This window comes from Rubellimicrobium mesophilum DSM 19309 (assembly GCF_000600335.2).
In the GTDB taxonomy this organism is placed as follows: Bacteria; Pseudomonadota; Alphaproteobacteria; order Rhodobacterales; family Rhodobacteraceae; genus Rubellimicrobium; species Rubellimicrobium mesophilum.
The window spans coordinates 24,691-37,746 of record NZ_KK088580.1; the positions used below are offsets into that span (position 1 = coordinate 24,691).

At 69.0% G+C, this 13,056-nt stretch carries 8 protein-coding genes and 2 pseudogenes; 4 read left to right on the forward strand and 6 right to left on the reverse strand.

Annotated features, from left to right (window positions below; translation table 11 throughout):
• Positions 1 to 120: 120 nt before the first annotated feature.
• On the reverse strand, positions 121 to 603 hold the full coding sequence (locus tag RUMESO_RS13670) for a putative pterin-binding protein (protein WP_037281097.1): 483 nt from the start codon (positions 601 to 603) through the stop codon (positions 121 to 123).
• A 60-nt stretch (positions 604 to 663) separates the two neighbouring features.
• Complete coding sequence (locus RUMESO_RS13675) at positions 664 to 1,695, reverse strand: HD domain-containing phosphohydrolase (protein ID WP_037281099.1); 1,032 nt, start codon at positions 1,693 to 1,695, stop codon at positions 664 to 666.
• A gap of 194 nt (positions 1,696 to 1,889) precedes the next feature.
• Here RUMESO_RS13675 and RUMESO_RS13680 point away from each other — a divergent pair.
• The 3 genes and pseudogenes from RUMESO_RS13680 (at position 1,890) to RUMESO_RS13690 (ending at position 5,119) form a co-directional block, all read left to right on the forward strand.
• Positions 1,890 to 2,392, forward strand: a pseudogene (locus tag RUMESO_RS13680) (CinA family protein).
• A complete protein-coding gene (locus tag RUMESO_RS13685; RefSeq protein ID WP_037281102.1) occupies positions 2,389 to 4,455 on the forward strand; it encodes an NAD(+) synthase in 2,067 nt (688 codons plus the stop codon). The pseudogene RUMESO_RS13680 and the gene RUMESO_RS13685 overlap by 4 nt, the downstream one beginning before the upstream one ends.
• 10 nt (positions 4,456 to 4,465) lie before the next feature.
• On the forward strand, positions 4,466 to 5,119 hold the full coding sequence (locus RUMESO_RS13690; protein ID WP_037281104.1) for a sulfite oxidase-like oxidoreductase: 654 nt from the start codon (positions 4,466 to 4,468) through the stop codon (positions 5,117 to 5,119).
• 6 nt (positions 5,120 to 5,125) lie between these two features.
• Here the strand turns inward: RUMESO_RS13690 and RUMESO_RS13695 are convergent, their stop codons facing one another.
• Positions 5,126 to 5,599 carry a hypothetical protein gene (locus tag RUMESO_RS13695; RefSeq protein ID WP_037281106.1) on the reverse strand — a complete coding sequence of 158 codons (474 nt, stop codon included), beginning with the start codon at positions 5,597 to 5,599 and terminating at the stop codon, positions 5,126 to 5,128.
• Between RUMESO_RS13695 and RUMESO_RS25195 the strand changes: the two genes are divergently transcribed.
• A complete protein-coding gene (locus RUMESO_RS25195) occupies positions 5,580 to 6,500 on the forward strand; it encodes a hypothetical protein (RefSeq protein ID WP_156362940.1) in 921 nt (306 codons plus the stop codon). The two genes, RUMESO_RS13695 and RUMESO_RS25195, sit on opposite strands and share 20 nt — an antisense overlap.
• On the opposite strand, the gene RUMESO_RS13705 is transcribed toward RUMESO_RS25195, so the two are convergent.
• From RUMESO_RS13705 to ileS, 3 genes and pseudogenes are all read right to left on the reverse strand, one after another.
• The gene (locus RUMESO_RS13705; RefSeq protein ID WP_037281110.1) at positions 6,464 to 8,767 is read right to left on the reverse strand and encodes a glycosyltransferase; all 2,304 of its coding nucleotides are present in this window, start codon (positions 8,765 to 8,767) and stop codon (positions 6,464 to 6,466) included. The genes RUMESO_RS25195 and RUMESO_RS13705 overlap by 37 nt on opposite strands.
• A gap of 160 nt (positions 8,768 to 8,927) precedes the next feature.
• On the reverse strand, positions 8,928 to 9,764 hold the full coding sequence (locus RUMESO_RS13710) for a DMT family transporter (RefSeq protein WP_037281112.1): 837 nt from the start codon (positions 9,762 to 9,764) through the stop codon (positions 8,928 to 8,930).
• A gap of 7 nt (positions 9,765 to 9,771) precedes the next feature.
• Positions 9,772 to 12,786, reverse strand: a pseudogene (ileS, locus tag RUMESO_RS13715) (isoleucine--tRNA ligase).
• Positions 12,787 to 13,056: the final 270 nt, after the last annotated feature.

A 13,056-nucleotide genomic window follows, 5' to 3' on the forward strand; every position in this document is an offset into this window, starting at 1 on the left:
AGAGGAGGCTGAAGAGGTAGACTGTGCTGAGGAGCAGCAGGACGCTGATGCCGCCAAGCACCGCCAGGCCGCGCCGCAGGGGGCGCGAGGCGGTCCAGTCCGCGCGGCGGCGCCAGCGGTTCACCCGCCGACCTCGATGGACTTCACCTGCCAGACCGAGCGGTTGAAGTAGACCTCGTTGAAGAGCTCCGGCTGCTCGTCGAAGGGATAGATGACGAAGAGCGGGCCCTTGTCGCGGATGGAGATCTCCTTCCCGTCGATGCGCGTGGCGAGGATCACCGGGATCGTCCGCGCGTCGTCCATCGGCATGTCGGTGGCGTAGTCGTTGAGGGCAGCGATCCGCAGGTCGGCGCCGGTGGCGCCCGCCGCCTCGAGGATGGAGGCGATCGTGGGGCCGCTGAAGCTGTGCTCGCCCTCGTGCCACGGCGTCGCCGTCACGGTCTCCCTCTGCGGCAGGGCATCCAGCATGGCGAGGTCGAATTCGGCCTTGCCCTCGACATTGGCGTTGGTCACCTGGCCGGAGACTTCGAGGATCACGTCGCCGGCGGGCGTCGAGAGGGAGGCGGCGAGCGACATCTGCGGGGCGAAGCAGAGGGCCGCCAACGCGGTAGCCAGGATGCGGCGGGTCAGGGGGTGGGAACGGTCGTCATGCCGGGGGTCCTCCTAGTGTGTGACGGGGTGGGAATAATGCGCCTGGATGGCGGGCCAGGCCCTGATCATCGCCTGGACGCAGGCCGGGTCGAAGGCCGTGCCGGAGAGGCGCATGACCTCCTCGCGGGCCCGGTCGGCGGTCCAGGCAGGCTTGTAGGGGCGCTCGGACCGCAGGGCGTCGAGCACGTCGGCCACGGCGACGATGCGGGCGGGCAAAGGAATCTCGTCCCCCGCGAGGCCATGGGGATAGCCGGCCCCGTCCCACCTCTCGTGGTGGTGGAGGGCGATGTCGTGGGCCATGACGATGAGGTCGCTCGTGCCACCGCGCAGGACCTCGCCACCCATGACCGTGTGCTGGCGCATGACGGTGATCTCATCCTCGGTCAGGCGTCCGGGCTTGAGGAGGATGCTGTCGGGCAGGCCGATCTTTCCGGTGTCGTGCAGTTGCGCCGCGAGGAAGATGTCGCGTCGGAACCGGTCCGGCAGGCCGAGCGCCTGGGCCATGGTGCGGGAGTTCCGCGCCACCCTCAGGATGTGGTCGCCGGTGTGGTCGTCGCGATACTCGATCGCGCGGGCGAGGCGGAGGACCACCTCCTCCTCGCGCTCCGCGATGCGGCGCGTGGCGGCGATCTCGTCGGCCAGGTGGACCGCCCGGTCGGCCAGCGCCCGCTCGGCCCGGCGCAGCGCCAGGAGGTTCGCGGCGCGGACCCGCAGCTCCTCCGGGTCGACAGGCTTGTTGAGGAAGTCCGTGGCTCCCGCCCGGATCGCGGCGATGCGTAGGTCGCGGTCCTGGTCCGCCGTTATCATCACGGTGGGGACGCTCGCGAAGTTGGGCATCGCGCGAAGCCGCCGGATGACCTCGACCCCGTCGAGGCCGGGCATCTGATAGTCCACCAGGACGAGGTCGAACACGGTCCGGGCGCAGCGCTCCAAGGCCGCGAGCGGGCATTGGAACCCTTCGGCGTTCCACCCCGGCACGGAGGCGATCACGCCCTTGAGCACGCGCAGGTTGACGGGGTTGTCCTCGATCACGCAGAGATCCATGAGGACGCCCATCCTTGTGCCTTGGCTGGACACCAGATTCGCACAAAGGTCTTAAGATTCGGTGTAGCCCGAAGCTCCTTCGGGATCGGAGCGCCGGAGGTCGAACCGGCGGTCCCGGCCGGAACCCCTGTCCCGACGGGACCGTTGGAGGAGGCGCCGCCGCGACGGCGCCCAACCATGGAAAGCGCCCGCCGATGACGGAAACCCTGTCGAGCGACATCCCCGACACGCTCCAGGACGCGATCGAGCGCCTGTTGAGGACGGCCTGCGACGCCGACCTCAGCCTTGCCACCGCCGAGAGCTGCACGGGCGGCCTCCTGGCTTCGCTCCTGACCGATGTGCAGGGCTGCTCCCACGCCTTCGAGCGTGGCTTCGTCGTCTACACCGAGAAGGCCAAGCAGGAGATGCTGGGCGTCGCGGCCGACCTGCTGGAGAAGCACGGCGCGGTGTCCGAGCCCGTGGCCCGCGCCATGGCCGAGGGGCGCTCAGGCACTCCGACGCCGATGTCGCCGTGTCGATCACCGGTTTCGCCGGGCCGACGGAGGAGGGGGAGGAGGGCCTCGTGCATTTCGCCTGCGCCCGCACGGGACGGGTGACCTCCCACCGCGAGGCGCATTATGGTGCGATCGGGCGGGGAGGGGTCCGTCTCGAATCCCTCAGGACCGCCGTGGAGATGATCGAGGAGATGCTGGAGTGAAGGACCGCACGGGGCCCGAGCACTTCTACGCCCTGCACCGGCACGGCTTCGTCCGCGTCGCCACCAGCACGCCGCGCGTCCGGCCCGCCGACGTGGCCTTCAACCGCGACGCGTGCCTCACCGAGGCCCGCCGCGCCCACGAGGCCGGGGCCGACCTCGTCGTCTATCCGGAGCTCTGCGTCTCCTCCTACGCCATCGACGACCTGCACATGCAGTCGGCGCTCCTCGACGCCGTGGACCTGGCCATCGGGTCCATTGTGGAGGCGAGCCGCGACCTGTCGCCCGTTCTCCTCCTCGGCGCGCCGATCCGGCACCAGGGGCGGCTCTACAACTGCGCCGTGGTGGTGTCGCGCGGGACCATCCTGGGCGTCGTCCCGAAGTCCTTCCTGCCCAACTACCGCGAATACTACGAGAAGCGCTGGTTCGCCCACGGCCGCAACGTGCGCGGACAGCAGAGCCGCGTGGCGGGTCGCGACGCCCCCTTCGGCTCCGACCTGATCTTCGAGGCCACGGACCTCCCCGGCTTCGTCCTCCACGTCGAGATCTGCGAGGATTACTGGGCCCCGATCCCGCCTTCCTCCGAGGCAGCGCTCGCCGGTGCCACAATTCTCGCCAACCTCTCCGCCTCCAACATCGTCATCGGCAAGGCCGACGACCGGCATCTGCTCTGCCGCTCCCAGTCCGTCCGGGCCTTCGCCGCCTACGCCTATTCCGCCGCCGGACCAGGGGAGAGCACGACCGACCTTGCCTGGGACGGGCAGGGGGCGATCTACGAGCTGGGCGACCTGATGGCCGAATCCGAGCGCTTCCCGCTCGAACCCACGCTCACCCTCGCCGACATCGACACCGAGCGCATCCTCAACGAGCGCCTGCGCACCGGCACCTTCGCCGACGCCGCCGAGCACGCGCGCCGCAGCGGCAATACCTTCCGCCGCATCCCCTTCGAGCACCAGCCGCACTTCCGCGACATGGGCCTGATCCGCAAGGTCCGGCGCTTCCCCTATGTCCCCAACCGCCCGAGTCACCTCGACCTCGACTGCTACGAGGCCTTCAACATCCAGGTGGAGGGCCTGCGCCGCCGGTTCGAGGCGACCAGCGGCACGAAGATGGTGATCGGCGTCTCGGGTGGCCTCGACTCCACCCACGCGCTGATCGTCGCGGCCAAGGTCTGCGACCGGCTCGGCCTGCCGCGCAGCACGATCCTGGGCTTCACCATGCCCGGCTTCGCCACCGGCGAGACGACCAAGTCCAACGCCTGGAAGCTCATGCGCGCCCTCGGCATAGAGGCGGCCGAGATCGACATCCGTCCCGCCGCCCGGCAGATGCTCTCGGACATGGGCCACCCCTTCGCCGAGGGGAAACCCGTCTACGACATCACCTTCGAGAACGTGCAGGCGGGGCTCAGGACCGACTACCTCTTCCGCCTCGCCAACCAGCGGAACGGCTTCGTCATCGGCACCGGCGACCTCTCCGAGCTCGCGCTCGGCTGGTGCACCTACGGCGTCGGCGACCAGATGAGCCACTACGCCGTCAACGCGGGCGTCCCCAAGACCCTGATCCAGTACCTGATCCGCTGGGCCGTCCGCACGGACCAGTTCGACCCCGAGACCGACGCCGTGCTGGAGGCGATCCTCGCCACCAAGATCTCGCCCGAGCTCATCCCCGCCGACGACGAGGAGGGGATGCAGAGCACCGAGGACAGGATCGGCCCTTACGAGCTCCACGACTTCTTCCTGTTCCATATCATGCGCTACGGCCTCGCGCCGTCGAAGGTCGCGTTCCTCGCCTGGCACGCCTGGCACGACGCGAACGCGGGCCTCTGGCCGCACGAGTTCCCCGAGAGCGCCAAGCGCCAGTACGACCTCGCCACCATCCGCAAGTGGATGGAGGTGTTCCTGTTCCGCTTCTTCACCATCAGCCAGTTCAAGCGCTCGGCCATCCCGAACGGGCCCAAGGTCTCGGCGGGCGGGTCGCTGTCCCCGCGCGGCGACTGGCGGATGCCGTCGGACTCGGTGGCCGGGCCGTGGCTCGATGAGCTGCACCGCTCGGTGCCCGAGGCCTGAGGAGGGTCCCATGCAGGACGACACGCCGGACGACTCTAAGCTCACCCGCACCAAGCGGCTCTGGGCCGAGGCGGGCAAGTTCCTGACCGGGCGCGCCTCCCGCCCTCAGGACGAACGCCTGCCGCCCGGCCAGCACCTCGTTCGCGACTGGCCTGTGCTGGACCTGGGCGTGCACCCGAATGTGCCGCTCTCCACATGGCGGCTCGACGTGACGGGGCTGGTGGAGACGCCGCTCTCCCTCGACTGGGCGCAGTTCCAGGCGCTGCCGCAGACGGAGCTCCGGACCGACATCCACTGCGTCACGACGTGGTCGCGCTACGACAACGACTGGCGCGGGGTGAAGGTGCAGGACCTCCTCGACATGGCGGGCGTGAAGGAGGGCGCGGGCTTCGTCATGCTCCACTCGTTCGACGGCTACACCACGAACCTGCCGCTCATGGACTTCGCCGCCCCCGACGCGATCCTCGCGACCCACTGGATGGGCCAGCCGCTCACCCAGGCACATGGCGGGCCGATGCGGGCCGTGGTCCCGCACCTCTACTTCTGGAAGAGCGCCAAGTGGCTCAACCGGATCGACCTCCTCCCCGGCGACCAGGCCGGGTTCTGGGAGAGGAACGGCTATCACATGTATGGCGATCCCTGGCGGGAGCAGCGCTACGGCTGATCCCGTTCAGGCGGCGGAGGTTGGCGCGCTCGCGGCCTCTGCCGTCCCGAGGCTCGCCTGCAGGTCGGCGGCAACGGCCCGGACGGCCTGACTGGTCTTGGGATCGGCAAGGGCGTCCCCGACGGTCGCACGAAGCTCGGCGAAGAGGGCGGGCTCCTCCCGGGCGAGGAGGTCGGAGATGGCCCGGAACTCCGGCCCGAGGTCGGGCTCGGCCTTCTTGCCCTTGGCCTTGGGAATGGCGGTGTCGAGGAACAGGACCCCATCCTCTCGCCCCATGAACTTGCGCGCGATGTAGGCGTTGCCCGGCCCGCAGACCCGCATCACGAAGGCGCGTTGGTTGGGCGAAAGGAGGTCGTGCTCGTGGAAGATGGCGCCGCTGCCGGTATCGGTGCTCTCCGAATAGCGGGCGATGACGGGGTTGAAGCGCTCCGACCGGCCGGGCTCGCTGATGAGGTTGTTGATGCAGCGCTTGTATTCCATCGCGGCGCGCGACAACCGTGGGTTGGGGTTCCGGTCGTCGGCGGTCGCGAAGCCCTCGGGCCGTCCATCCCAGGACCTTGAGGAGGAAATCGTCGATCAGGTTGTCCTTGTGGAATTGCCCACGCTCGTAGGGGGCGACGATCAGGTTGTCGGCCCCCAGCGCCTTCTCCCAGGGCCAGATCTTGGCGAGGTAGTCGTAGCGGTCGAGCTGACGCTCGATCAGCTTGTCCACGGTGGCGAACTGCGTGCCGGTCTTGATCATCTGGTTGTAGCCGGCCATCAGCGCGTTGTCCTGCCGGCGCAGGTAGATCGCCGCCTTGACGTCGAAATGCTCGGACAGCGCCGCGCAGAACTCCGCGACCTGCTCGGGCTCGGCCCAGATGATGAGCTCCGAGGACATCAGGATCGTGCCCGTCCCGGCCTGCGCAAGCATCGGTGCCCATTCGGCGACCTCGATGAAGCGCCAGCCGGTATGCGACAGGAAGGGTGGGCAGCGAGGCGAGATCAGGTGGTGCGCGTTGGCGACGCTGCCGACGGTGGGGTAGGTCACCCCGTGGCGCGCCAGGACCTCGCGGTTCCTCCAAAGCGCGTTCTGGATCGCGGTGGTGCCGGTCTTGCCCATGCCGATGTGCAGGATCAGGGTCCGCCTGGGGGGAGGCGGCTCCTGGCGGGGGCCCGCCACCGCCATGATCGGCGGGAGGGACCTCATCCAGCGCAGGCCGCCGGACAGCTTGCGGCGGAGGCGATGGGTCATGTTCTGGCCGATCCAGCGAAGCGTGGCGGGATGGAGGTGCGAGATGGCCGGCTTCCGACCGGCCTCGACGCGGGCGCCGCGCTCCCGCGCCTTCTTTCCCTTTGGACCCCTCATGACGCGAGCCGCTGGCGCAGGGCCATATCGTAGACCTCGGAATAAGCCGCCCGCATGAGACGGGGGTCGAACTTCGCGGCCGCCTCGGGCACCCGGGCCAAGGCCTCCGCATAGGCCCCAGGCTCCGCGGCGAACCGCCCGATGAGCTGCGCCAGCCCCTCGACGTCGAGCCCGCCATCCACCAGCGGCAGGGTCCCCCCCGCGAGGCGTCCGTCGCCGGCGTCGAGCATCCGGGGAATCTCGCCCAGAGCCGTGGCCAGCATGGGCCGCCCGGCCTGCAGGCACTCGATCAGCACCAGCGGGAAGCTCTCGCCCGCGAAGCGCGAGGGCAGGAGTCCCAGGTCGCCCATGGCGTAGAAGGCCCGCGTGTCGGGCCGGAACCCCGCGAGATGGACGAAGTCCGGCGTCCCTTCGGACATGAGCGCCTGGTGGACCACGCCATCGCCCACCAGCATCAGGTGGATGTCCCGCCCGGTGGCCTCCCGCGCGCGGGTCACGGCCGCGACGGCCTCGCGCCAGCCCTTCTCGGGCATGGCCCGGCTCACGGTGACGAGGAGGAAGGCGTCGTCAGGGATGCCGAACTCGGCCCGCGACCGCGCCTCGAAGGGCACGGGGGCCAGCGCGTTGTCGATCCGCTGGAAGCGGTCCCGCACGCCGGGGACGCGCGACACGAAGGGTCCGAGGTTCTTGTCCGAGATGTAGGCGAAGGAGGACACCCGACGCGCCATCCGCGGCACGATCCGGTCGAGATCCTTCTCCGGGATCGTCTCGTACATCCCATGGAGCGTGAGGACGTGCCGAGCCCGCGAGCCCTCGGGCAGGAGGTCGAGGAGCGAGTTGTCCACCCAGGCGTGGTGCGAATGGATGATGTCGATCTCGAAGGCCTCGACGATCGCCTCGAGGGCGTGGAGCGCCGTGACCACCGGGATGTCCCGGTCGAGCAGCGCCCGGATGCCCGGCACCTCCGGCTCCTGCCCGCAGTCGAGGAAGGTGACGTTGTGCCCTTCGGCCTTCATCTGGTTGGCGACCTGGATGGCGAAGGTCTCGCCCCCGCCGCTGCAGAAGCCGTAGCCGACCACGAGGACGTTGGGCTTGCGCGCCCCCGCCGCCGCGCGGATGGCCCGGAGGTCGTAGCAGGCGTCGAAGGCCGCCACGTCCCACTCGGGCCGGTTGGCCTTCCAGTGGTGGATCAGGTCCTCGCGCTGCCTTTGCAGCCGCTCCTCGTCGAGGCCGTAGAGCCGGGCGGCCTCCTTCGCGACCGCCTCGTGCTCCCGATAGTACTGGTCCGTCGAATAGCTCCCCACGGACGTGTTCGTCTGGTGCAGGCGGTAGTAGTTCCTGGCCTTGGGCGAATAGGCGAGCAGCCCGCCCCGCAGGATGTTGAGGTAGAACATCCAGTCGCCGCAGGTCTTCATGCCCCGCCAGCGGTCGATCCCCAGCGCATCGAGTCGGTCCACCTTGCGGAAGACGGCCGAGCTCACGTTGGGGATGATGTTCTTCTGCCCGAAGGCCTTGCGCAGGATGTCGGGCGCGGTCTCGATCCAGGGCCGGTGCCAGCGGTTCCCGCCCACGTCGGCGAGGTAGTGGTCCATCGACCAGACGGGCTTGCTCCCGTCGCCGCTCATGAACTCGGTCCGCGCGTAGGACAGCATCACGGCCGGATTCTTGAAGAAGGGGACCAGCGTCTCGAGGAAGTTGGGGTCGCACCAGTCGTCGCTCTCGGCGATCCAGACGAGCTCCCCCCTGGCCTCGCGCAGGCCCTTCTCCCATTGGAAGAAGACGCCGCCCGAGTTGACCTCGTTGAGGAGGAGGCGGGTCCGGTCGGGGAAGCGGTCGCGGTACTCGGTCAGGATCGCCCGGCTGTCGTCGGACGAGCAGTCGTCCATCAGCAGCACTTCGACGTTGGGGTAGGTCTGCGCATAGACGCTGTCGAGGCGCTGCCGCAGATAGGGAGCGTGGTTGTAGTTCGGCACGATCACCGTGACGAGCGGGGCGAAGTCCCCCGACGGCAGGGGTCGCTGAAAGTGCAGCGCCTGGCCCGGCTTGTAGTAGGCCGTCATCGGAATGTAGCTGATCCCGAGGAGATAGCGGTTCCCCAGGCGAAGCACCGGCCAGAGCGCCGTCCTGAGACCCTCGGCCAGTTGCGGGTGCCGGACCTTCAGCGCCCGATACTGGCTGCGCGCCAAGCGGTTCACCGGCAGCCAGGTCTGCCCCACGGCCGATGCCGCCGTGCGCGCGGCGCTGCGGAGGAGCCGTCCGGGGGACAGGCTTCTGGATCGCGGGTCGGCAGTGTCGGACACATGCGCTCCTTCGTAGGCCCTTCGGCGGTCAGGCTCTACCACGATGGCCGTGGCCCTCAAGTGCGTCGGGACCTTGGTCGGCCCCTTGCGGCATCGTGGTGGCGCCCGCGCCAGCGTCCGCCTCCTTACGCCGTCCAGGGGATCGGGTGCAACCGGACGGTCAGAGCCGGGTCAGCACCACCCCGCTCACGATCAGCGCCACGGCGGTCCATTTCAGGGCGTCCATCCGCTCTCCGAAGACGAGCCAGCCGATCAGCACCGCGAAGAGGATCGACGTCTCGCGCAGCGCCGCGACCACGGCGATGGGGGCCAGCGTCATGGCCCAGATCGAGACCCCGTAGGCCCCGTAGGAGGCGACGGAGCCCGCCGTGCCCATCAGCCAGTCGCGCGGCTGCCGCGGAATGACGCCCGGCCCTTTCCAGAGCAGCATGGCCGCCGAGAACAGCGCCCCGCCGCCGATGAAGATCCAGCCGACGTAGCCGACCGCCTCGCCCGATGTCCGCGCGCCCAGCCCGTCGATCATCGTGTAGGTCGCCGTGGCGAGCGCCGAGCCCAGCGCGAAGGGGAGGAGCCTCCGGTCCTCCTGCGAGCGGAACACCCCTCGCGCCATGAGGAGGATGCCGAGGCCCAGCACGAGGATGCCGGCGTATTCGTGGCCGCTCACCGCGTCGGGAAGGGTCGCGGCGCCGACGAGGGCCACCAGCATCGGCGCGGCGCCCCGGGCGATGGGGTAGACGCGGGAGAGGTCGCCCCGCTCGTAGGCGAAGGTCAGGAAGCTCTTGTAGCAGAGGTGCGTGCAGGAGGCGGCGACGATCCAGGGCCAGGCGGCTGGTGCGACGGGGGGCCGGAGGAGGACCACCAGCGCCCCGATGACGATCTCGGCGACGCTGACGACCAGCATCGCCCCGATCTTGGAGGTCCCGACCTTGACCACCGCGTTCCAGGACGCGTGCAGGAAGGCGGCGACGAGAACCGCCGCCATGAGGCCCGTGGTCATGCCTGCCTCAGGCCGGTACGTTCAGCTCGGAGAGAGCCTCGTCGCAGCGCGCGCAGGTGCAGGGGTGGGGGTGGGTCCCCACGTCCGGCAGGATCTTCCAGCAGCGCTGGCACTTGTCGCCCTCGGCCTCGCGGAACACGACCGCAACGCCGGTCACGTCAGGCAAACGGAAAGCGTCCGCAGGCGGAGGCTCTCTGGTGATCGTTATTCCCGACGTGATGCACAACTCGTCGAAATCGATCTCATTGAGAAAGAACTCCATCTCCAGCGAGACGTGAACCACCGGCGATGCTTCCAAAGACGAGCCGATCACCTTGGCAGTCCGTTTCACTTCCAAAGCGCCAGTGACCACACGGCGTGCGTCTCGAACATACTTGAACTTGTCAGCCAACTCGACAGCGCCCCACGCCCTCGGCGTCTCCGGGAAGTCCTGAAGGTGGACCGAGGAGTCCTCGCCGGGGTGACGCTCCAGCCAGACCTCCTCCATCGTGAACACCAGGATCGGGGCGAGCCAGGTGGTCAGGCGGTCGAAGAGGTGGACCAGCACCGTCCGGGCGGCGCGGCGGCGGGGGTGTCGCCGTCGCAGTAGAGGCTGTCCTTGCGGATGTCGAAGTAGAAGGCCGAGAGGTCCGTCGTGGCGAACTCGAAGAGCGACCGGAACACGCCCTGGAAGTCGTAGGCGGCGTAGCCGTTGCGGACGACCTCATCCAGCTCCGCGAGGCGGTGGAGGACCCAGCGCTCCAGCTCGGGCATCTGCTCGGGGCCGACCATGTCGCGGTCGGTCACGTCACCCAGGGAGCCCAACAGGAACCGCATGGTGTTGCGGAGGCGGCGGTAGGAATCCGCCGTGCCCTTGAGGATCTCGGGTCCGATGCGCTGGTCGGCGGTGTAGTCCGTCTGGGCGACCCAGAGGCGGAGGATGTCGGCGCCGAAATCCTTGACGATCTTCTGGGGCGCCACGGTGTTGCCGAGCGACTTGGACATCTTCATGCCCTTCTCGTCCAGCGTGAAGCCGTGGGTCAGCACGCCCCGGTAGGGGGCGCGGCCGATGGTGCCGCAGGCCTGGAGCATCGAGCTGTGGAACCAGCCGCGGTGCTGGTCGGTGCCCTCGAGGTAGAGGTCGGCGAGGCCGTCCTCGCTGCCGTCCGGCCGGTCGCGGAGGACGAAGGCGTGGGTGCTGCCCGAGTCGAACCAGACGTCGAGGATGTCGAAGACCTGATCGTAGTCCTCGGGGTTCACGATGTTGCCGAGGAAGCGCTGCTTGGCGCCGTCCTTGTACCAGGCGTCGGCGCCTTCGGCCTCGAAGGCCTCGACGATGCGGGCGTTCACCTCGTCGTTCCTCAGGAGGAAGTCGGGGTCGGTCGGCTTGGCGCCGCGCTTCACGAAGCAGGTGAGGGGGACGCCCCAGGCGCGCTGGCGGCTCAGGACCCAGTCGGGGCGGGTCTCCATCATCGAGTGCAGTCGGTTGCGGCCCGAGATGGGGGTGAAGGTGACGAGCTCCTCGATGGAGGTGAGGGCGCGCTGGCGGATCGTGTCGCCGTATTGGCCCTTGCCGTCGTCGAGCGGCTTGTCGATCGCCGCGAACCACTGGGGGGTGTTGCGGTAGATCAGCGGGGCCTTGGAGCGCCAGCTATGCGGGTAGCTGTGCTTGAGCTTGCCCTTGGCGAAGAGCGCGCCTGATGCGGCCAGCGCCCTGATCACGCTGACGTTGGCGGGGCCTTCCTTGCCTTCGGACGTGATGATGTGCTGGCCGCCGAAGAGCGGCAGGTCGGGGCGGTAGGAGCCGTCCTCCAGGACGTTGTAGGTCATGGGGAGGCCGAAGCGCAGCCCGAGCTGGTAGTCGTCGTCGCCGTGCGAGGGGGCGGTGTGGACGAAGCCGGTGCCCGCGTCCTCGGTGACGTGCTCGCCGGGGAGCATGGGGACGGGGTAGTCCCATTCGCCGTTGGCGCCGTCGAGGCCCCGGAAGGGGTGGGCGTGGGTCATCGAGTCGAGGGCATCGCTGCCGACCGACCGGTCTTCGTCCCAAGCAACGATCTTGGCTGCTGCCTTCACGCTCTCGGCGAGCTTGTCGGCAACGATGATGCGTTCGCCAACCTTGGCGGCGGAGCCTTCGGCCACTTCCCGAACGGTATAGACAGAGTAATCGATGCCGTTGTGCTGACCGTGCGCAACCGCCCGGTTCTGCGGGATGGTCCAAGGCGTCGTCGTCCAGATGACAACGCTCGCGCCGACCAAGTCGTTGTTGGTCTTGCTGGTGTCCACGTCAGCAAAAGGCTTGTTGTCCAAGAGCGCTTGAACGCCTTGAGCAAAGGTGTCCTTGCCGACGCTGACAACCGGGAAACGCACCCAGACCTGATGGCTGGTCGTGTCGTGGTATTCGACCTCGGCCTCGGCCAGCGCCGTCTTCTCGACGGGGCTCCACATGACGGGCTTCGAGCCCTGGTAGAGGCGTGCCGTTCATCAGAAACTTCTGGAACTCGGCGGCGATGACGGCCTCGGCGTGGAAGTCCATCGTCAGGTAGGGGTCGGCCCAGTTGCCGGTGACGCCGAGGCGCTTGAACTCCTCGCGCTGGACCTCGACCCAGGCTTCCGCGAACTTCCGGCACTCCTGCCGGAAGGCGACCACGTCCACGTCGTCCTTGTTGAGGCCCTTCGCGCGGTACTGCTCCTCGATCTTCCACTCGATGGGGAGGCCGTGGCAGTCCCAGCCGGGGATGTAGCGGCTGTCGCGGCCCATCATCTGCTGGGACCGGACCACCATGTCCTTGAGGACCTTGTTCAGCCCGTGGCCGATGTGGAGGTTGCCGTTCGCATACGGAGGGCCGTCGTGGAGGACGAAGGGGGTCCGGTTCGCGGCCGACGCGCGGAGGCGGGCGTAGACGCCGAGGCGCTCCCACCGGGCGAGCCACTGGGGCTCGCGCTCGGGGAGGCCGGCGCGCATGGGGAAGGCGGTCTCGGGGAGGTTCAGGGTGGACTTGTAGTCGGGAACCGGCTGATCGGCGGTCGTGGGGTCGTCGCGCATGGGTCGCGTCCTCGGGAGGGCGGTCGGATGGGAATGGTGCGCCGCGCCACGCGCGGCAGTCGCTTGGTTTGCCGTGCAAGGCACGGCGGGGCCCGACGCGCGAGAGTCCTCAGCGCGCCGGGACCGTAATTCGACGGGGGAACGATGCGCGGTCCATGGCGCGTCCCTTACCGCAGGAGGGGTCTGAGGAGCAAGGCGGGTTGTCGCCGACGCCCGACGGCGGGTGTCGCGGCGGGCGAGGGCGGTGGCGCGGGGGTTGGGGCGGACGGC

Coding starts and splice junctions, on each gene's coding strand:
- RUMESO_RS13675 (WP_037281099.1), bottom strand. CDS start 1,695: ATGGATCTCTGCGTGATCGAGGACAACCCCGTCAACCTGCGCGTGCTC.
- RUMESO_RS13690 (WP_037281104.1), top strand. CDS start 4,466: ATGCAGGACGACACGCCGGACGACTCTAAGCTCACCCGCACCAAGCGG.
- RUMESO_RS25195 (WP_156362940.1), top strand. CDS start 5,580: ATGCAGCGCTTGTATTCCATCGCGGCGCGCGACAACCGTGGGTTGGGG.
- RUMESO_RS13695 (WP_037281106.1), bottom strand. CDS start 5,599: ATGGAATACAAGCGCTGCATCAACAACCTCATCAGCGAGCCCGGCCGG.
- RUMESO_RS13710 (WP_037281112.1), bottom strand. CDS start 9,764: ATGACCACGGGCCTCATGGCGGCGGTTCTCGTCGCCGCCTTCCTGCAC.